The organism is Leptospira broomii serovar Hurstbridge str. 5399, from assembly GCF_000243715.2.
Classification (GTDB): Bacteria; Spirochaetota; Leptospiria; order Leptospirales; family Leptospiraceae; genus Leptospira_B; species Leptospira_B broomii.
Window position 1 is genome coordinate 600658 of sequence record NZ_AHMO02000011.1, and the last position, 21502, is coordinate 622159.

The 21502-nt window shown below is 40.7% G+C and carries 15 protein-coding genes; 8 read left to right on the forward strand and 7 right to left on the reverse strand.

Features of this window, described 5'->3' with window-relative positions:
• Positions 1-245 precede the first annotated feature (245 nt).
• Positions 246-2669, forward strand: a complete 2424-nt coding sequence (locus LEP1GSC050_RS20145) for a tetratricopeptide repeat protein (RefSeq protein WP_232225851.1) — start codon at positions 246-248, stop codon at positions 2667-2669.
• Between the two features lie 65 nt (positions 2670-2734).
• Entirely contained in the window at positions 2735-4276 is a 1542-nt protein-coding gene (locus LEP1GSC050_RS20150; RefSeq protein WP_020987893.1) for an ABC transporter substrate binding protein, read from the forward strand.
• A 48-nt stretch (positions 4277-4324) separates the two neighbouring features.
• Here LEP1GSC050_RS20150 and LEP1GSC050_RS20155 read toward each other — a convergent pair whose 3' ends face one another.
• Positions 4325-7066: a TonB-dependent receptor plug domain-containing protein gene (locus tag LEP1GSC050_RS20155; protein ID WP_040912044.1), complete on the reverse strand. Its 2742-nt coding sequence runs from the start codon at positions 7064-7066 to the stop codon at positions 4325-4327.
• Between the two features lie 639 nt (positions 7067-7705).
• Between LEP1GSC050_RS20155 and LEP1GSC050_RS20160 the strand changes: the two genes are divergently transcribed.
• Both LEP1GSC050_RS20160 and LEP1GSC050_RS20165 read left to right on the forward strand, forming a co-directional pair.
• The gene (locus LEP1GSC050_RS20160; protein ID WP_010570168.1) at positions 7706-8314 is read left to right on the forward strand and encodes a glutathione S-transferase family protein; all 609 of its coding nucleotides are present in this window, start codon (positions 7706-7708) and stop codon (positions 8312-8314) included.
• A gap of 836 nt (positions 8315-9150) precedes the next feature.
• Positions 9151-10068, forward strand: coding sequence for an alpha/beta hydrolase (locus LEP1GSC050_RS20165; RefSeq protein ID WP_051185019.1), 918 nt, complete (start codon positions 9151-9153; stop codon positions 10066-10068).
• Positions 10069-10214: 146 nt separating this feature from the next.
• Here LEP1GSC050_RS20165 and LEP1GSC050_RS20170 read toward each other — a convergent pair whose 3' ends face one another.
• From LEP1GSC050_RS20170 to LEP1GSC050_RS20180, 3 genes are all read right to left on the reverse strand, one after another.
• A complete protein-coding gene (locus tag LEP1GSC050_RS20170; RefSeq protein ID WP_010570170.1) occupies positions 10215-10943 on the reverse strand; it encodes a hypothetical protein in 729 nt (242 codons plus the stop codon).
• Between the two features lie 69 nt (positions 10944-11012).
• The gene (locus LEP1GSC050_RS20175) at positions 11013-11528 is read right to left on the reverse strand and encodes a hypothetical protein (protein ID WP_010570171.1); all 516 of its coding nucleotides are present in this window, start codon (positions 11526-11528) and stop codon (positions 11013-11015) included.
• A 360-nt stretch (positions 11529-11888) separates the two neighbouring features.
• Complete coding sequence (locus tag LEP1GSC050_RS20180) at positions 11889-12485, reverse strand: glutathione S-transferase N-terminal domain-containing protein (protein ID WP_084695357.1); 597 nt, start codon at positions 12483-12485, stop codon at positions 11889-11891.
• Between the two features lie 145 nt (positions 12486-12630).
• Here LEP1GSC050_RS20180 and LEP1GSC050_RS20185 point away from each other — a divergent pair, with 145 nt between their 5' ends.
• Entirely contained in the window at positions 12631-13002 is a 372-nt protein-coding gene (locus tag LEP1GSC050_RS20185; RefSeq protein ID WP_040912047.1) for a TfoX/Sxy family protein, read from the forward strand.
• 211 nt (positions 13003-13213) lie between these two features.
• Here LEP1GSC050_RS20185 and LEP1GSC050_RS20905 read toward each other — a convergent pair whose 3' ends face one another.
• On the reverse strand, positions 13214-13462 hold the full coding sequence (locus tag LEP1GSC050_RS20905; protein WP_010570174.1) for a hypothetical protein: 249 nt from the start codon (positions 13460-13462) through the stop codon (positions 13214-13216).
• Between the two features lie 512 nt (positions 13463-13974).
• Between LEP1GSC050_RS20905 and LEP1GSC050_RS20190 the strand changes: the two genes are divergently transcribed.
• The 3 genes from LEP1GSC050_RS20190 to LEP1GSC050_RS20205 all read left to right on the forward strand — a co-directional run bounded on the left by LEP1GSC050_RS20190 (position 13975) and on the right by LEP1GSC050_RS20205 (position 18873).
• Positions 13975-14565, forward strand: coding sequence for an SCO family protein (locus LEP1GSC050_RS20190; protein WP_010570175.1), 591 nt, complete (start codon positions 13975-13977; stop codon positions 14563-14565).
• Positions 14566-14887: 322 nt separating this feature from the next.
• Entirely contained in the window at positions 14888-17881 is a 2994-nt protein-coding gene (locus tag LEP1GSC050_RS20200; RefSeq protein ID WP_010570177.1) for an MHYT domain-containing protein, read from the forward strand.
• Positions 17878-18873 carry a response regulator gene (locus LEP1GSC050_RS20205; protein WP_010570178.1) on the forward strand — a complete coding sequence of 332 codons (996 nt, stop codon included), beginning with the start codon at positions 17878-17880 and terminating at the stop codon, positions 18871-18873. Before LEP1GSC050_RS20200 ends, LEP1GSC050_RS20205 begins: the two co-directional genes overlap by 4 nt.
• Before the next feature lie 21 nt (positions 18874-18894).
• Here the strand turns inward: LEP1GSC050_RS20205 and LEP1GSC050_RS20210 are convergent, their stop codons facing one another.
• On the reverse strand, positions 18895-20235 hold the full coding sequence (locus LEP1GSC050_RS20210; protein ID WP_020987858.1) for an ATP-binding protein: 1341 nt from the start codon (positions 20233-20235) through the stop codon (positions 18895-18897).
• Between the two features lie 430 nt (positions 20236-20665).
• The gene (locus LEP1GSC050_RS20220; protein ID WP_010570181.1) at positions 20666-21001 is read right to left on the reverse strand and encodes a hypothetical protein; all 336 of its coding nucleotides are present in this window, start codon (positions 20999-21001) and stop codon (positions 20666-20668) included.
• Between the last annotated feature and the right edge of the window lie 501 nt (positions 21002-21502).

Below are 21502 nucleotides of genomic sequence, written 5' to 3' on the forward strand. Positions count from 1 at the left end.
CGTCTTAAAGATCGTTAACGGTGCCCCACTACTAAAATGCGAGTGGCTAAAACTGTTTGACAAATGCCAAAACACACGGCAATGTTTCCGCCTCCGCTTAAGGTTCGCCCAGAATGAAATATATTTTTTCCATTTTGAATAATCTTAAAATTCGGACAAAAATGATTATATTCGTATCAGGGATAGTCCTTCTCTGCGTACTCCCCCTCTCTATTATTGTGTTGTACCGGAATCAGGCTATCGTTTTGGAAAAAACGTTCGAAGTGTGTCGAAACTTGGCCAATAATATTGCGAATTTAGCTACCGAAGAACTGCTAATCAATGAAACATATGATGCAACTAGAACGAGCTTACTCCGATTACGGGAAAGTAATATTTCGGGACTAATCGATTCGTATGTGATCAACGTAGATCGAAAATATGTCGCAGATCTCAACGAGGATAAAATCGGGAAAGATATACCCGAATCGGAATTTCAAAAAATTTCCTCGATCAAAGAACTTACTCTAAACGAAATTTCCATTAATGAAAAAACCGTTCTAAGATTTTCTTATCCTATTTTCATAAACTACCAAGGCCAAAAAATGTGGGTGGGAGTCGCCATATTCGAATTCGATAAGGACAAAGTTTATGAACCGGTATATGCGATAAGGCGAAGCATTATCAGTGTCGCTAGCGCATTATTCGTATTAGGAATCATAATAGCGATTTTAGTTGCAATCAACTTCTCAAAACCGATTCGTACTCTGTCCCAGGGAGTTAAGATCATCGGCGAAGGAGATTTAAATTTTCAAATAGCGATCAGCGGAAAGGATGAAATCGGAGTCCTAGCTTCGCAGTTCAACAGGATGACTTCGCAGATCCGAGACTTTACTCAGAATCTTGAATCGATGGTCCATCAAAGAACGGACGAACTCAATCAGACTCTAGAAAAAGTTCAGGCATTAAAAGTTTCGCAAGACGCGGATTACTATCTCACTTCCGTGCTATTGGAACCTCTACAGCCGAACAATAATATTTCGAAAAGAGTAAAAACCGAATTTTTCGTAGAGCAGAAAAAGAAATTTTCATTTCGCAGATGGAACTCCCAACTCGGCGGAGATATCTGCATAACCGATCGTATCTGGTTAGACGGTCGAGAATATACGGTCTTTGCGAACGGGGACGCGATGGGTAAATCCATGCAAGGAGCCGGCGGCGCTCTCGTTTTAGGCGTGGTCTTTAATTCCGCTATCCTCAGATATAAGAGATCGAAAAATCAGAAGATTTTTCCGGAGGCTTGGTTAAAGGAAAGGTTTTTGGATCTACAAAACGTATTTTTATCTTTCGACGGATGCATGTATATCTCGGTTTGCATGGGACTTGTAGACACCGATTCCGGACTGTTATATTATATAAATGCGGAGCATCCTTGGACCGTTCTTTATAGGGATTCCGAAGCTTCCTTTTTAGAGACAAACTTAAGTTTAAGAAAATTGGGAATGCCCGAACAGGAAGATAAATTTTATATCAGACTTTTCCAGATGCTCCCTGGCGACGTTATCATCATCGGCTCGGACGGGAGGGACGATATATTAATTTCCAAATCGGGAGAGGATGATATTATTAACGAAGATGAAACGAAATTCCTGCAGCATGTCATGAACGGAAAAGGCAATTTATATAAAATAAAAGAAGAGGTCGAAAGCTCCGGAACTCTTATAGATGATTTTTCCATATTGAGGATATCATACTTAGAAAAGCATGATATCCCCATGATCGCAAACTACATACCGATTGAAATTCAGAAAGTAATACGGGATACTTCACGGCTGTTTGAAGACGGAAGATTCGAAGAATGCATTACGATGATAGAGGGACTCGGAGAAAAAAAGGATTCATATCCGGATCTTCTAAAGATCGCCGGAAGCATTCACTATAAAAATAAAGAGTTCGATAAAGCTCTGCCTTTCTTCGAAAAATACATAGCTGCCATACCCGGCGATAACGAGTGTATCTACTGGATTTCCAATAGCCTCCGATTACTCGGGAGATTTTCCGAGGCCGCCGACTATGGCGAAAGACTGTTTTTAAGAGACAGATTTCACTTTATGAATTTATTGAATTTGGGCGATGTCTATCTCAAGATGAAGATTTATCCTAGGGCTAAGAAAATCGCCCATCAAGCGCTGGAAGTTCAGCCCAATCATCCTGATGCCGAAGCTCTTAACGAAAATATAATATCCGGAATGAGCGAAGACGGCTTTGTCGAGGAAATTCAAATATTAGACGAAGCCAACACCAAATACGTCAACCTAGAGGATATCCTCACGAAGGCGGACTATTTGTACCATAAGAAAAATTACGGCGAAGCTTTGGAATCTTACGAGAAAGCAAACAGAATAGAAGGAAATAACCCCTGGACACTGTTCCGAATAGCCAATTGCCATTCTCTACTGAACGATCTAGCGAATGCCGAGCGTTTCTATCTGAAATCGATCGAAAAAGCTCCTAAAAACCACCATGCCCACAATAATCTCGGAAGCATCTATTATAGAAATGGCAATATCTTTCAGGCTAAGGAAGAATGGAAGAAAGCCTTGGAAATAAAACCCGATTTCAAAACAGCCATTTTAAATCTTGCTAAAATCGAATCTTTAGAGTCGAACCGATTAGCTTCCGAAGTATAATTTTCATAAGTAAATTTTTTGCCATGGGTAATATCAACGTTCATAACTTCGGATTAAAAGTGACCATGATTGTCCTCGTAATCTTAGTCTTATCGAAATTTCCGAATAATTTATTTTCCGCACCGGGCATTCCACCGGGCAATATAGAGATATTACTGTCTTCCGACAATAATATCTACGAACAAGCTTTGTACGGTATTCAATCCACTCTCGAACACCCGGTTAGAGTCTCTTATGTAGACCTCATTCAGTCCGAAAACAAAGATATCACCAGCTACTTTAGAGAATTGGAAGCCACCAATACGAAACTCCTAATAGCGATAGGACCCATTGCCCTGAAATTAGCTAGCGAGAATATTACGAAAATACCTGTAGTCTTTACTATGGTAAGCAACCCGAAATCTTTCGGAATGAATTCGAGCAATATTTGCGGCATCGGCATGGATATTTCGATTGCGGAGTTCTTTAAGGCAATAAAAGAACTTTCTCCGAATGCCGAAAGAGTGATTACATTCTACTCACAACAGGAGGGGGAGTTCTTTGCTACGGAAGGAGATTACGTAGATTTAAAATATCGATTGCTATTCAGCAAATGGAAAGTCGGCGAGGAAAATTTTCGAAGCAGCTTGGAAAAAATAAAGGGAGAGTATGACGCATTTATAATAATCAAGGACCCGCTTTATAATAGGGCAATTTTCGAAGAACTGTCCGCATTCGCCCGGAAGAATAAAATAATATTAGGCGCTCCGTTCCCTGCCCTAGTAAGAGCGGGGACGACGTTTGGAATAAGCCCTGAATATAATAAATTAGGAATTGAAACCGGAGAGTTAGCGAATCGAATATTGTCCGACAAATCTTCTTGTAAGACTGAAAAGTTCATCCTACCGGATAAACCCGCCTTTTTTCTGAATGAAAATTACGCTGCCGAATCTGGATTGAACATCCCCAATGAGATAAAGGAGAGAGCTAAACTCACTCAATTATTCACGGTTGGAATCAACCTATTAAACGAAGGAAAACTAAAGAGCGCGAGAGTCATCTTTGAAACTATCCTAAAAAAGGATCCTAACAACCAATCGGTTTCTTCTTACTTACAGCTAGTGATAGAAAAAATGACCGGCGGAAAAACCAAAGAATTGCTTTTGTCTGCCGAGGAATATTACAAGAAAGGAAATTATCCCCAAGCAAGAACCGAATATCAAAAAGTCCTATTTATCAACCCGAATTTACAAATCGCCAAAGAAGGATTGGCGACTGCAACCTTTGCTCAAAGCGAAGCGGAAAGAATTTCGGCCGAGCGTCTGGCCAGGACCGGAAAAGTATTCGATGCGATTAAAATGTATCTTTCTTCACTTAGAACCTATCCGCAAAATTCAAAATCCGTCGGAGAGTTAAGTCATATCCGAGTATCCGAGCTTTCGAAGATATCGGACTATTTGAAAGAAGGCATAAACCTCTATTCGCAAAGAGAATACGAAAATTCAATTCGGCTATTCGAACATATTCTTTTAATAGACCCTTCCGACAAGAGAGCCCAGGAATACTTGCGCCTCTCGAATAAGAAACGTGAGGCAATTCAAATTCTGCAAGCAAAACGAACCAATTAGCCGGATTCCGTCTAAGTCATGTTTAGATTTAGAATATTCTAATAATCTTTAAAAAGAGGCGTTTAGGTCGACCATAGCCTGCCTTTGCGTATTCGAGTAGTCGAAAGGAAAGTTGTTAATTTTGATCAGCTTCTGTTGATTGTTTAACAAATTCGAAGCGAAGAAGCCTATACTAATCTTTTCGGTAATGTAATATGCTAATCTTACATCCACGTTCACCCAGTTTCCCACATAGTTAGGCCGATATTGCGGATATTGCAGTCTCGAATCGCTTTGCAAGATCCCGGTAGTCGGGTCGATCGGACCGAAATCCGATGATCTTCTATAAACGGTTCCTTGATAATGGGCCTGAATGCTGCTTTCAATCTTACTAGTAACATATCGTATTCCCATATTTGCAAGATGGGAAGGCGCCCAAGTCATTTGATTCTGACTGGGCGAAATGGTTTTGTCCAAAATCTTTTCGCTTAACCGATGAGCATAAGAATAGTTGAAGAAACCCGAGAATTGATGGAATGTAAAATTGATTTCGGATTCGACCCCGTTCGTAACAGCCGAGTAAATATTCGTGCTTAAATTATTGTTTTGCAGACTGTAAAATATTTGGTTTTGAAAATTCCTTACAAAATAGTTTACGCGAAAGTTAATATATTGATTTAAATTCCAGTCGAGAGCGGCCTCGTAATCTCGCACAATTTCCGGCCTCAATTGTCTAGGGTTCGATGCAAGGGAAAAAGTATTCGCACCAAACATTTCCGTAATCGACGGAGTTCGAAACGCTTGCCCGCCCATCAGCTTTAAATTTAAACTATTCGTAATAAAGTAAACTAAAGCAGCCTTAGGGCTCGTCTTTCTAAAAACACGCTTTTCATTCGGTGCATACGGAAATCCTAAGTAGTTGCTATAAGGATTATCAATTCCCCTATAGTGCTGGGTGGTTTGATCGTTTCGCACTCCTACAGTCAGCTGCAACTTATTATATAAGAATTTAGGGGAAACCATTTGTCCGAATACACCCACTGTCCAGACGGGCTTATTCTTAATCCAAGCTAACCAGGGCCCGAGAGTTCCGTTTGCATTGTTTGCGAACGGAGGAAAGGAATCCGCAGCATCGGAAAGATTGGCATTCGCATAATGACTTTGATCGCCGGTATAAATGAATCTTGTGGTTTCAACGCCGGCCAAAATACTTCCCGAGTTCCCCAAATCATACGTTAGCTGGGCCCGCCCGAAAAGACTTTGTCCGTTAGTTTTTAGATATTCGCTGACCCCGGCCGGATAGAATCCCGCTGAAGAACCGTTTTGAGCGTAACGAGTGTTCCAATCAATACTATGTTTTTGGTATTGCAATACGTATTCGTGAGTGAGCTTGGAGCCTATTTTATTTTTATATTTCATCGAGGCCATGTCTCGATACTCGTCCATTTTTCCGTTATAATCGGGAATTGCCCAAAGCCAACCGTGCCCGGTTTGAAAATTCCAGTATTGTCTATGATATTGAATCGTTAAACCTTCTAATATATCCTTACCTTCCAACTTCGCAAAAAGATAATAATTCGATCTCGCGTCTTGAACGGGAAACTTAGCTAAGAAAAATCCGGTGATATCCGTTCTACCCGAACCGTCGTAATCCTTATAGTTATTTCCGTTTGTTTCATATGAATTGTAACTCATGACATAATCGAACAACTTACCCGTATTACCAGTCCTAAAATCATAAATCTTAGTCCCTGAAGTTCCCATCCGAACTCTAGTCTGCATCTCTCCCCTCAGATCCTTACCCGAATACGTATTTAAAGAAATGATTCCGTTCATGGCATTACTACCGTATAAGGCCGATCCCGGACCTCTTACCACCTCGGCGGATTTAAGCATATTCAGAGGAGTTATTTCCGACGTCAAAGCCGAGCCGTATAAATTATCGTTAAACTGAACCCCGTCCACAAGCATTAGAAGATGATTATTATTCCAACCTTCGAACATTCCTCGATAGCTAATCGTATTTCGATCATAGTCTTGAGACGGTGCATATCCCGGTAGATTCCCAAGCACATCATTCAAGGATATCCTGCCGTAATGTAATAACTCTTTATCGGATATCACGGAAACAAGGTCCGGAGCATCGTGAGTCAATAATTCGGTTTTAGTGGATGCCGTCGTGACTTGAGATTGGAGTAAATTAAAGACTTGTTCTGTAGATTTTTTAATATCTTCCTTTTGAACCGGAAAGATAAATTTCTTACTTATAGGGTTGGATAAAACATACTCGTTTATATTCTCTCTTCTTTCTTGCTTGTTTTTATTGATTCGCACTGACAATACGATTTTTTGCGTAAATTGGTCAATAACGCTTTCATCCGATTGATGCCCCTCGTCTTTCGGTAAGTCATTTTTTATTTCCTCCAATCCTTGCACTTCGTTATAACTATTATAGGCATCTATTAAGAATCCTTTTTCGGCATTATAAATCTGTCCGTACAATATGAGTCGGCCGGTATTTTTCTCCCTCCGATAGAAACCGGTCAAGTATACGTTCCCCTTGGAGATTCGTTTAAAGTTTTCCTCCGGATTTAAAGGCGGTAGAATATCAACGGAATAACGTAAGGTTTCGAGTTGGCTTTTAAGTTTTTCAATAATTTTTTTCGAAATTTCCGGCTCCAACTTTGAGTCGAAAGTTTGAAATTGCCCTATGTAAATCGGCTCGGATGAACTTTGAGCCTCGAGCGGATACCCTAAAACGAAGTAAAAGAATGTTACAATTAAGCAGCCAAATATATTGTATTTATTCATCGAAATATTCAGCGTGATAAAGGTTCGGCCCGAAAGGTTCGGATTATCTATTGAATTTTCCAAGAAAGTCAATATAAAAATTATTTCTCCATTTACTAAAATGCCGCCCGGAGGTATGACGAATTTTGTTAGATCCCTCATCGCTACTTTGATTTTCGTTACCCTTAATCTTCGCATCGATCACTTACACTGTTTTGACAAATTAATAGAAATATTTATACATTTTCCATATATGGATGTTTTTAACATCCATTGTAAAAGGACACGCATTAAGTTCAAGATGCGAGATCGATATCAAACCGACTCAAGTAATATTCTTCGAATTCAAATTCATAAAGAATTCAGAAATATGTAAAAAATTGTAATCTAAAACTTCCTTACTTTGCAGATTCCCGAATGGAAGAAGCATTTCTAAATCCCGTTCCAATTCGATCCACAATCCATTAAATATATTTCAATATTCTACCTATTGAACGCAATCAATTGAGCGGAAGATAAACCTTCGGAGGGAATCGATGCTGACCGTATTTCTTCGCGAATCCGCGTAAAATCGACTTTTAGTACGACAATCCCCTATAAAAATGCTTTACAACTACCGACCGTTCGGTAGCCTTTCGAGCGGAGCAAAAATAAAGCACGATGGAAAGAATCCTTTATAGCCATTCAATATCCATAAACTCATACCGAGCAAGGCTGATACTGAATCTTTTAAATTTAGAATTTAGCGAAATTACCGTCGATCTTTTACGATCGGAACAAAATGAAGAGCAGTTTAAAAAAATAAATCCCCTCTCTCAGATACCGGTGTTGATGGAAAATGATATCACTATCTGGGACAGTCACGCCATATCAATCTATTTGGCCGAAAAATACGGGCAGGATAAATGGTTTCCGCAAAATATACAGAATAGAGCCGCCGTTTTACAATGGCTATTCTTCGACGCGAACGAGTTGCATAACGGAATCGGTTTAGCTCGAGTTCATTATAAATTCAAAATCGGTAAGGATGGAGAAACCTATCAAAAAAGAGGAAAGAAGGCTTTGAGTGTATTAAATGATCGTTTAGAAAATCGTGATTGGATCGAATTAAATAAACCCACGCTGGCGGACGTATCCTGTTTTCCGTTTTGCGCGGTGTCCAAAGACGCGAAAATCGATATTAACGAATATACTAATGTGCAAAAGTGGATGGAGAGATTTTCCAATCTGGAAAATTTCGTTCCTTTTCGAAAATTCGAACGTAAGTAACTATTTTATTTCCGCTTGAAATATTTATTTTTTGGAGATTCGATTTTCTCGGGTTGCACCGAAATATTTTCGATCGGTTTCTCGGAGTAAGAATAAATTCGCTTTTCGAATCGGATGAACCGCCTTGTCTATGAGGAACTCGTCGGCATTGATTTTCGAAATGAGTTATGGCTGCCGAAATTTTCGCTATATTTCGAACGTTCTTAAGTTAAGTAATAATGTTTGCCTCTAAAGCTATCCTGTTTTTTGTAATTCCGAATAGAATTCAAATCGAATTAATTCGCTCTTGCTAAAATTTCAAATTCGGATCAACAGATACAAATATAAATTCGTAAAAGGATCCGAATATCGGAAATATACTCGTTTCTAACGGAAGCCGCCTCGAGCGCTCTCTTTAAACTTCCATTATTCTTGCCATATAAACGAACTAGTTTGGGCCGTGAATATTCCAAAAAAGGATTGTCCGGTAAATAATAAACGCTCGTAAAATCTAAAGAATTACAATTGTTCAAAATAGAACGATCAAAAAGCGTTTATACGTATAGAAATTTTCTTTCCCTACTATTAACGAAATTCTATCTTAACTGAATGAAGCGAACATAGAAACGGAATTATTTGTGCAGAAAAACTAGAATAAGATTCGGAATCTCACAGACTTTGAATGTCGAATGCCGTTATGGAAATCTCCTTCATAGACATATCAAAACGATCGAGTCTTGGAAGAAATAACTGCGAAGGAATTGGGAAAAATGCAAATGAATCAGAAATTTTACGGGAAAAAACTTATGCAATTTATTTTTAAACGAAAGATCTTAAAAGTTACTCTGACGTATCTAATGATATCGGTTTCTTTGACTGGAGTTCTCCAGGCGAGTGATGAAAGTAAATCTAATTTAGAAAATTCCTACCATATTGAAGACGGAAAATTCACAGGCGTGGGTAATATTTCCATCCACTACCGAAGCTATAGATCGAAGAATGCCTCCAAACCTAGAGTTTTAGTCGTTCAACACGGAATCGGAGAACACGGCGGGAGATACGAAAATCTATTAGAGGCCCTGGCCGGAAAAGGATATAACGTTTATTTAATTGATTCTCGCGGTCATGGAAAATCGGAAGGGGATCGCGGTGTCATAACGGATTTTAACCAATTTCTAACCGACCTGAATCAGCTGATCGGAATCGCAAAACAAAAAGAAGGAGTTTCCAGAGTAACGTTGATGGGTCATTCGATGGGGGCACTGATCGCTCTCTTCTATGCGGGAGATCCTAGCTACCAGGCAAATTTAGATCGATTGGTCTTAAGCAGTCTGCCCATCGAGGTAAAAACGAATTTTATCGCAAAAGTAAAAAAAGCGATGCTCGGATTAATTGCGGGCACCTCACCCGGCTTTACGATCTCTACCGGTCTCGATGCTGCGACGCTGTCTAGGGACGAAAAGGCAGTGGCTGCTTATAAAAACGATCCGCTAGTCCATGATAAGGCGGGCGCATATCTAGGTGATTTTATACTTAACTCGAAGGAAAAAGCTTTGGAAAAAGCTTCCAAAATTAATCTTCCAGTTTATTTGTTTCACGGAAAAGAAGATGCGATCGCACTTTCGGTCGGAACGGAAGAAGCCTTTGCAGCGATTCCCTCGAAAGATAAAACGATGAAGATCTATGAAGGACTCTTTCACGAAACCATGAACGAACTTCCGCAGGATAGAGCTCAAGTCTTGAAAGACTTAGTCGCTTGGTTAGCGTCTCACTAAAAACACATAGGGCAATTATAGAGAGCAGCCTCTATGATTACCCTAATATTTCATTCATTCCGATTAAGATTGTTTGGAATTAGAACCGAGTAATAAGATTGATTAAAAGACTAAGCAGGAGCAGCGCGACTTCTCGGTCCGTCAAGTTACTCTTTTATGCACCAATAACCTGCAATGATAGTATCAGGTTTACCGTAGCATAAATTCTCTTTGTCAACTGTAGTTATCGTACAATTTTTCGAATATGCCGCTCTAACCATCTCGGTAGGTAGCTCGTCTTCCTGATTCAGAAATCCGTTCAGCGATTCGTAATATTTTATTTCTATCACCTTCGGCCTGGACGGCTTTATGCAAGGTTTTCCTTCCGCATCACGCCCCCGGTTACAAAGAATAATTTCCTCGGATCCGGATACCAATGTTATGAAAATGCTATCATCCGAAACTTTATAAAATCCGATTTGCTTTACCCTAACACTCTCTTCCCCCTCGTTCGCGAAATCGGCGTAGTAAGTCGCCTTATTTTCGGATAACAATAATCTTTCGGACGAAATACTAAGGCAGGTTGAATTTTGCCTAGTTAATTCTAATGACTTGATGTAAGCAGACTTTTTAATCTTAAGCGACCGTATTCCGTTGATGTATCCTTTTCCGCTCGGAAAATAATACCAATGCTTCTCATTCTGCTTGGAGGATTGCCAAGCTTTAGCTTTAACGACCTCCACCGAGGTTAAAGGTGGAATTATGTTTCGGACTTTAGAGTCATTCGAAGGTTTAGTTCTAAGTTTGGTCGGCGAGTTTCCGGAATGGTATTTTTCTTTCTCGGAATAAGCATTAATACCGAAGATTAATAGGCAAAATATTATGAGTTTATTCATGATGGATGTCTCGTAAAATTTGATCATTCCCATTGTGACTACAAATTAATAATCGAAGTGCAGCCTGCGCTAACCGTTAAATTCTTTTTCAGGATTCCAAATGAATTCTTCGGTTGGCCATTCGATCGGAAACGTATAGCCAGGCCCCTTAACGATTTTACGGATCTCCCAAATTTTCTTGCCCAAGGAATCGAAATATAGACGATGCTCTAAACGAGAGCCGTTTACAGAGCCGCCGGTAATAAAGACGAAACGCAACGCTTTTAGATCATCGTAATAGTACTCTATTTTTATTGCGGAATCGTCCGAGCCCATTTCTTCCACATACTTGCAAATAATATGCTTTTTATTGAAGAAAGCGATTTTCAAAGTCGGTTTATAAGGCTTTGAATACTCGAACTCCTTTTTACTACTAGCTAGCTCTTTGTTTTTAATCTCTTTCTCTATCCTGTCGTAGATGGAACGGATTTCCTTGATATCCGGATGAGTTGTCCAGTTTTTACCGTTTATTTCTTTTCCCGAAATTCCGTTTGAGAATAAAAAAAGGAGCAGCAATAAGATAAAATTAAAATTTCGAATTCCCATGCATAACTATCCTGGACCTATGCAGCCTCATTGACTCGGAACAGAACTATTAATCCTTCGATTTCTAAGTCTATAATTTTTTAACGAATTCAGATCGGGGAATTCGATGCTTATCATACATCGAAAATCTTTTCGGATTGCCTCTTAGCGTACTTTAGGAAAAGAAAAGTGTCCAAGTACGACCCTCAAACTTTATTTTCAATACATCGGACTTAGAACCGGGAAACTTCTAGCATAAACGATGCGGGAAATCTTTGAATATAATAATTTGCACGTCTTTAATAAAACTCTATCGACGACCCTTGCATCGGGAGAACATTACTATCGAGATCCCGAAAACTCGTGTCGTAAATATGTTGCCTATCCTAGTTGTGGAACGGTGTCTGAAACACTTTTTCGACGACTGATCTCTTGCGACCAATTTGATAGTTTCGAAAATTTCGAATAATCCACAAGTTCCGGAATTCGGAACGTTATGGATCCCAGTGCACAGATCAATGATATAGTATCGAATTGAAAAGTTTTCAAATCGTCGATTCTATCTTCAAAAAATCGTAAGTATGTTTGAACCGCCAATTCCTTGTTCCTTTGAAATTTTAAATTTATATCATTGCCGTGATTATTTTTCTCCACATAAAGAGCCAGTCCCGCCTCCAACATAGCATCCGCTATCGCAGCTCTATGTAATACTTCGAATCTCTCCTCTCCGTTTCTAGGGATGAAGATCGGCGAGTCGTTGAGTAAATCGATATATTCGCAGATTACAAAACTATCAATAAGCGGTTCGCCGTTCTCCCTCAGTAAGACGGGAATTTTTCCGGCAGGATTTTTTTCCAGAAGAAAGGATCTCTTTTCATACGGATTCTCCTCAGTGAGTTTCAATGGTATTTCTTTTTCTATTGCGAAAATTCTGACTTTACGAGCGAATGGAGAAGTCTTAGTGTATAATAGTTCCACCGGACAAAAATATTTCCGTCTTCACTTATTGTCATCTAATAGAATATTTACTCGAGCAAAGGACGTTCTTAAACAGATATTTCGCTTAATTAAAATCGATAATCCAATTAACTCTACGACAAATCATCACGGTATAGAAACGACTATGGCATACAGCGAAACACTAGCGATCCGGATACGAGCGGCCTTAGCCCACCTACAAAATTTGGAAGAAAAGAAAATGTTTCGAGGAATATGCTTTATGTTAAACGACAAGATGTGCATTTGCGTATCAAACGATGAAATAATGTGTCGTATCGATCCGGATATATACGAGTCCGTTTTAGAAAAAAAGAAATGTCGGCCGATGATTCATAACGGTAAGGTAATGAAGGGATTTGTATACGTTAACGAGAAGGATATAAAATCAAAAAAAGAGTTTCAGTATTGGATCGATCTATCGCTTGATTTTAACGGTAGAGCAAAAGCCTCCCCTAAAAGAAAGAAGAAGAAGGCACTCGGCTTTAAGTTACCTTAGTCCGGTCGAGTTCGGAGAAAAAATTACTGCATGACCAGGTACGTTTTTTCGGGGGAACTCCAAAGTATGAATTCTAACAAAAAGGAAATAATCTTGGCGATAACGGACTATACATTTCATTAGCACCTCTATACTTTTCGTCCGTTCACTTGTCAAATGAGAGTTAAAAGAGGAGAAGAAGGGTGATATTCTGGAAATCTAATTTTTCGAATTAGAAGGGCCATCCAAGCAGCTTAAAGCGATCTATATTCACTATGATGCATTTCTTCTGCGGATAAAACGGAAGAATAGTCTCCATCCGGGAACGAGAAAAATATCGCTGAACGGCCAATTCATCCATACGTTTTTGCAATTGTGATTTCAACATTCCACCCAAACCGTCCCTGCGCAGTTGTCTTAGATCGACCAAACTAGTAGTTGCGATCGCCTTTAACCTATGTTCGGTCTGTGCAGCATTCAAGCTGTACCTGCCGCCGGCACAAATACCAAGCGATCCGAATTCTAAGTTTATCTAAACGCTTTCCGCTAGCGAAACTATGTCGGTCCGGGAAGTTTCATGAACCTTGAATTGCGATTTTAGCGTTATATCTGCATTTTTCAAAACATCAAGACAAAGCATGAAATCATCTATCCGAACGATCGGCAATAAATAACTACTCTAAACACGGGAAATTAAACGAACTCGAACGGAAGCCATATTTTTCCCCGCAAATTTCCGTCGAATCCAAGCAAAGTGAACTAACGTGAATAGGATAAGGATTCCGTCTAAATTCGGCAAAATGACTGCCTAAGCGACGTCCTGTTTCGAAATGATCGAAAAAGTAAACTCGATGAAGCTGAGAAACTAAGCCATTGTACTTATTAATTCGGATTTTATTTAAAAAAAATCCCGAACATGGGAAATTTTTTGAATTAAAAGAAGTGAATTTATTTCTGGTAAATTGCCTCGGATTCTAAATTCGAATTTTTCTTATGAAGACGGAATTATGGAAAATAACGATAGTGGGAGCCGCATTGATCCTTGCATCATTCTATTTTATTTCCGTTAAACCCAAAAGGATGTTGGAAGTTGACCGAATCGCCCCGTCCTTTCCGTTGAGTCTAAAGGGTGAAGCCGCCACCGATATACGGGATATTCTAATTGGAAAGGAGAATCTTATCTATTTCGGATATTTGAACTGTAAATCCATCTGCCACGGAACTTTAGCTAAATTGAAAAGCACACTTACCAGAAGAGCGGATCTACGTCTGATATTTATCAGCTTAGATCCGAAGAACGATTCGCAGAAACGTTTCAAGGAGTATTTCGCCGAGGACGAAAAACGATCCATCCTGATCCGTACGGAATCGATGGAACAATCGTTCGAACTCGCTAGACGTTTCGGGGTCCAGGCGTTTCCGAACGAACAATCGGGAGAAATAGATCATTCCGATTCGATATTGTGGATAAATTCCAAGGGACGAATTAAGGGCATTTTTTTGGAATTCAATAAGTGGTGGAATCTTGAAAGCGAAGACGAATTTATAAGAATATTAAAAAATAATCAAGACGAAAGAGAATAATAATTTAATATATTTATAATATTATAGGGTTGGATGCGAATCGGATCCCTTTTTTAAACCGGCACATAGATTGGACGGAATTGTTTGAAATTTTCAGTATTCGAATATGCAATCTCAAAAAAATAACCCGAAGATGGAAATTTTGGACAAACTTAAATTCAGAAATGAGAGGAAGGATCGTTTCTTTATTATCTACGATTGTTTAAGTCTAATTCCTTTTTTGAGGATCGGGAACTTGGGTATTCGTTCGAATACCTCGTCTTTGAAATTCGAATTCGAGAATCTAAAACGTGAATCCTGATTTTATAGAGGTACGATTTCGATGACTGAAACGATGCGACAATTCTTTATATCCGATCAATCGGCCTCCTTCCTGGATAGCTCTTACGATCCCGGACTGATCGTCCTCTCCGTCTTAGTCTCGATCTTTTCCTCATATATCGCGTTGCGGATGGTCGGACAACCCCTTCCGGAAAGCCTTCCGCCTGCGAGCAGATTTCTGATCCTGTTTGCGGCGAGCATTGCTTTAGGATGCGGAGTCTGGTCAATGCATTTCATCGGAATGCTTTCCTTCAAACTCTGTACGAATGTAACTTACGACCGAACACTTACTATCGTTTCCGTTCTCCCGAGTATCGTCGCGTCTATGGTCGCATTAACCTATGTAAGCCGCTCTAAGCTTCGAATCCGGGAGTTAATCATCGGAGGCGTTCTCGTCGGTTCCGGAATCGGATCAATGCATTATACGGGAATGGCAGCAATGCGTATGAACGCTTCCCTTCGATACGATCCTTGGATCTTCGCATTGTCCATACTAGTCGCCGTCGTACTTGCTATTCTTTCGCTTTGGATCCGTTTCGGGCTGCAGAGCCTCAGGCTAACTTCGCATTGGCCCACGCTTATATCAGGCTCCGTTATGGGCATCGCGATATCAGGAATGCATTATACTGGAATGGCCGCCGCCCGTTTTATCGGAAGTCAGGAAACCGTTACCCCGAATAACCAGACCGACCCGATGTTTCTGGCTTTGTCCGTATCTGTCATCACAATCGGCTTCACCCTATTTACCTTCTCAGTGAACGCTTTCTTTATGTATCGAAAGTTAGTGAACAATCTGAAGGAAAGCGAAGCTAGAATGAGGGCAATCATTTCAACCGCAGTAGACGGAGTGATTACGATCGATATCAACGGCAGGATTATCGATTTCAATAAATCTGCCGAGCGCATCTTCGGATATACGAATTCGGAACTCTTCGGAAAGAATATCCGAGAACTCATGCCGGAACCGTATCATTCGGGAGAGGGGACCTATTTAAAAAATTATATCAGAACCGGAACGACCAAAATTATCGGAACGGGGAGAGAAGCCCTAGGACGCAAAAAGGACGGTTCCATTTTTCCAGTGCGGTTGGCGATCGGGCACGTAAAGCTACCGAGAGAGGTGCTATTCGTAAGTTTTGTAACGGATATCAGCGAAAGAAAAATGATCGAAACTGCACTCAAGCAAAGCGAGCAGCAGGTAAGATCCCTTATCCAAAACATACCCGGAATCACATATCGATGCCTCTTTAACGAAGATCGGACAACTCTATATATGAGCGACGCGGTAGAATCCATGACCGGATATCCCGTTTCGGATTTTTTTCCTCCGAATCCGATCCGATCCTATAACGACATCATCCACCCGCAAGATCAGGCCGCCGTCTACCAAGCTGTTGAAGACGCCGTACGAGAAAAAAGGACCTTCGTATTGGAATACAGAATCATACATAGAAACGGAGAGATCAGGTGGTTTTGGGAAAACGGTAGTGCGATCTTCGGAAGTAACGGCGACATACTTTTTCTGGACGGAGTCATCTTGGACATCACCGAAAGGCACAATATGGAAGAAGACTTGCGGACGTCCAAAGAAAAGGCCGAACTCGCTTCCGTAACCAAAACTTCCTTCTTGGCGAATATGAGCCATGAAATCAGGACTCCAATGAACTCTATCATAGGATTTACTGAAGTTTTACTTTCCGGAAAATTGGAGAAGGATCAAAGAGCTCATCTAGAAACCGTAAAAGGTTCTGCGAAATCTCTATTAAGACTTTTGAACGATATCCTAAACACGGCTAAGCTCGAAAAAGGCGCTGTCGAACTGGAGTCCGTAGGCTTTTCTCTTTTTAGACTTATCGGAGAACTCAAATCCTTTTTAGGAATTAGCGCTATCAAAAAGCGCTTGGATTTCGAAGTAATCCAGGATCCGGAACTATCCGAATTCTATCGAGGAGATTCTCTTCGGATCCGTCAGATCCTGATCAACCTGATCGGAAACGCCATCAAGTTTACCGACAAGGGGAAGGTGACTCTAAAGATCGAAAAATCGGGAAAGGAACTTCATTTTTCCGTAATAGACACCGGCATAGGAATCCGAACGGATCGACTGGAAAGAATTTTCGAACCGTTTACTCAAGCGGATATCTCTACGACCAGACGATTCGGAGGCACAGGATTAGGAACGACTATCTGCAAGCAATTGACCGAACTCATGGGAGGAAAGATCTGGGCGGAAAGCAGACTAGGAGAAGGAAGCATATTTCACGTCCTGATTCCATTGCAGAAAATCGACGGTCCAAAAACGGAAATCAAAAAGTCCATTCGCCGAAATCTTCCCTCTTTGAATATTCTGGTCGTGGATGATATCGAACAGAATACGGAGTTAGTCGAATTGCTTTTGAACAACGAAGGACATACGGTTTCCTCGGCTTACAACGGAGAAGAAGCGCTTAAAAAAGTACTGTCTAACAAATTCGATCTGATACTGATGGACGTCCAGATGCCCGTATTGGACGGATTGCGGGCAACGAAGCTGATACGACACTACGAGATAGAGGAACACGTACCTAGAACTCCTATTCTAGCCTTGACTGCAAGCGTCTTCGAAGAAGACAGAAATTCCGCAAAAGCCGCGGGAATGGACGGTTTTATATCTAAGCCGATCGATTTCAACCAGATGATCGAAGAAATCACTAAAGTAATGAATTTTTCCGGTCCGACGCTGAGCTTGTCCAAAGTCGCGAAAAGCGGAACCGGATCCTCCTCGGATTTCGAACGTGCCGAGGAACTAATCCGACTCCTCTTTAATTCTTTTCGGAAAGGCTACATCGAAGATAAGCATATGGACGAACTTCTTTCTCTTATCTCGGGCGAAGTCGAGGACACAAAACTTGATGAGTTAGTGTCTAAAATCGAGCAATTTGAATTCGAAGCCGCCCAAAGGATCTTGCAAGAACTGACTCGATCTCTCGGGATTAAAGGAGTAAACCAAGAATGAATCCTATCGCCGACTCTAGGCCGAAAATTCTGATCGTAGATGACGAAGCCTCGAATCTACAGGTGCTCCGACAAATTCTTCAAGAAGATTACAAACTACTTTTCGCTAAGGACGGAGCGAAAGGAATCGAGTTAGCCTTGTCCGAAAAACCGAATCTGATTCTTCTGGATGTGATGATGCCCGGAATGACCGGGCACGAAGTCTGTAAGATCCTGAGCGAAGATCCGAAGAGTTCTCGAATTCCGATTATCTTCGTGACAGCAATGGTGGATGAAGAAGACGAAGCGGGCGGATTTGAAGCGGGAGCCGTGGATTATATTACGAAACCGGTCAGTCCTTCGATCGTAAAGGCAAGAGTTCGGACCCACCTATCTTTGGTTCGCAACGAGGAGCTAAGGGAAACCCGATTGCAAATCATCCAACGATTGGGTCTCGCGGCGGAGTATAAGGACAACGAAACGGGGTTGCACGTTATCCGAATGAGTCACTACTCCAGAACCCTCTCTTTGGCTTTGGGATCCTCCACGGAATTTGCCGAAGATCTGCTGAATGCATCTCCCATGCATGATATCGGAAAAATCGGGATCCCGGATGGAATATTACAAAAACCGGGTAAACTGACTCCGGAAGAATGGGAGATCATGAAAAAACATCCCACTATCGGCGCCGAAATCATAGGAGATCATAACTCTGCCCTACTCCAGTTGGCCAAGAGCATCGCTCAAAATCATCACGAAAAATGGGATGGCTCCGGCTATCCGAACGGATTGAAAGGAGAGCGGATCCCGATAGAGGCCAGAATTGTAGCCTTAGCCGATGTATTCGACGCATTAACTACGGAAAGACCCTATAAAAAGGCATGGGAAATACCGGACGCCATACAGTACATCAAGACGGAATCGGGAAAACATTTTGATCCGTCTATCGTTCCGATCTTTCTAGACCAGATGCCGGAAATTTTGAAAATCAAGGAACGTTGGGCGGAGAAATAAGGAGGCAAGGAGACTACTTAGTTAGATGCCGTTTCGAGCTTTTAAATTTTCTTTAGGTAAACAAACGTAAAATGTCGTCCCCAGTCCTTCCTGACTTTCAAGCCAAATCTTTCCCTGATGTTTTTCAACAATCGTCTTAACAATCCACATTCCTAAGCCTACGGTTTTTTCACCAAGCATCCCTTTTCTACGAGCTTTAGAATATTTATCAAAGACGTACTCTTTTAATTTTTCAGGAATTCCTATGCCGGTATCCTTGATTTCGAGCCATACTTTTCCTTTCTCTTCAAAGGAATTAATTTCAATCTTTCCGGATTCTTCCGTAAATTTCAGCGAATTTGTTATTAAATTTTCTAAAACCCGAGCAAACCTGTCTCGATCGATCATCGCAGAAAGATCCGGAGGATGCACCGTAATTTTTATTTCTATCTGTTTTTCGGAAGCTTGGTATCGAAACGGGGAAAGAACTCGCACAACATATGGATCAAGTTTAGTAATCTCCTTTGTCAAAGAAAATTCCTCGCTCTCAATTTGAGATAATTCTAGCAATTCGCGGATTAATTTTTCGGCTCTCGAGCAAGCATCTTGAGCATACATAAGAGTTTCCACGTTTTTAGCGGAAATATCCGGGATTCTTTCTTTTAGAAGATCCAAGGATATTTGTATGATATTAAGCGGATTCCTAATGTCATGCGCGATCGTAGCCATAATCAGATCTTTACTTTCGTTCAAGCGTTCGAGTTTTTGTTCTCTCGTTTTTAATTCTTTAATTATCGGTCGAAATATGAATAGAAACTCTGCGGTAAGTAATAGTAACGACACCACAGCTAATAATATTTCGACTACCTCAAGTCGGCGGACACGGGCTTGAGATTCTTTTTCCAACGTATCTACGATGGAATCCATGAGAGGTAGATACGCTTCTTCATTCCTTAAAATCTCGGAAATCGTCCCGCGTATCTGAGAACTATTTCCAAGACTCAAAATCGATAAATACAATCCTTTTTGATAAGGATCGATATCGCCCAGGAGCTTAGATATCTCCTTCGAGTTATTCGCAGATAAACCGATTTCTGCATTTCCGCGTTGAAGCCCGAAATGTGTACGGTTCCAAATCTCGGTTTCCTTTTTTAATTCGATAAAATTCCTAGGATCATTTATGGACATCAGAGCAAGTTTAGTAATTCGCTGACTAAGCATCCGTTGTTTTCCGGCAATATTAATAACGAATGCATCCTTCCGAACTTCGGATAAAAGAGTATGAATGATAACTTGATTTATAATTATTAAGACTGCGACTAAAACAATAGCCAAAACATACAGGTGCGTTTCCGCAAGTCTACCTACGTATGGCTTCTTCATAATAATCTTTGGATTTTAATGGCCAGGAATCAGAAAGAAAGTATTTTTTTCCTAACAATATAATTTGCTTAGTTCAGGAAAATGGCAGGATGGTAGCTGCGCTATCCAGGGTCAACATGTCCCCCCGATCTAAGTCCAATCATCTCTGAGCTTTCATCTATTAGTTAAATAGAATCTTACCCCACTTTATCGGGTTCTTCCGTTGCTTAAATTCTTTACCGAATCGGCGATTCAAACAACTATCTTTATTAAATGAATCCAGATCTTGAACTTCGCTAAACTTGCAAAAGGCAGAGATTGAATCTAGAAGCTGAAAGTCACGTCTTTTGAACTGCTCTTTAATTAGGCAATTCATCCTCCAGTGTGATCTCTACCGTAAAACCGAAGCCTCTCGGACAAAGTAAGGAAGCCGCGGTTTCTCGTCAGCACACTACCAGTGATTCGTCCTCTCCAGGAATATTACGAACTCCTCCAAGGTCATAATGTTCCTGTCATACGTGTAGTAAAGGTCCTCATAATGGGTATGTCTAACCTCGAACGGATCGACCCGACCTTCAGTGTCCTTTCGGGTATCATAGAGGCGCTCTAACTTTTCAAGATCGAACGGCTCTTTACCCCTGCGTTCTGCTTCCTTCTTCGCATCGGCAAGTCTTTCGGCGCTCGCTTTCGTGTTGCGCTCTACTATCCTTCTGAAGAAGGCGTCCGCAGCATCACCCTTTAATACGAAGTGTTCCTTCTTGCTTTCTTCCTTATCATTCGGGGACATTCGTCTCTCCTTGATGTCTTACGAAACTACACCGGCTTTCAGTACAAGCTCCGACATATCTCGCAAGAAGAAAATGGTCGAAAACTCGGTACCGAAAAACTTTCGGAAGTATAGTAAATTGTACTAGATACGGTAGTTACTGAGAATAACTTAGTAGCCCTATACTACTTTCAATACTGCTTGCTCTAAAGATCTTAATTTAATATTCAACAATAAACGACTCCGCTTAAGCCCTCGACTATCACAAATCTTGATTCGCTCTCCTGCGTTCTCGCCTTGGCCTTTCTTTCTCATCCGTTCGGAAAAGGTATATGACCATTCCGGAATATGTGAAATGAAATCCAAGGAATTGCCTACAGATTCAAAAGGTATGCCTTAGATGGAATTATATAACAAACGAATAAATGAGGAAAATAATATTTTCCTTATTAAAATCCTTTACAGTGGTTTAAATTACCATTATACTTAACGGAAATCCGTTAAAATCGAGTCCCTCTCATT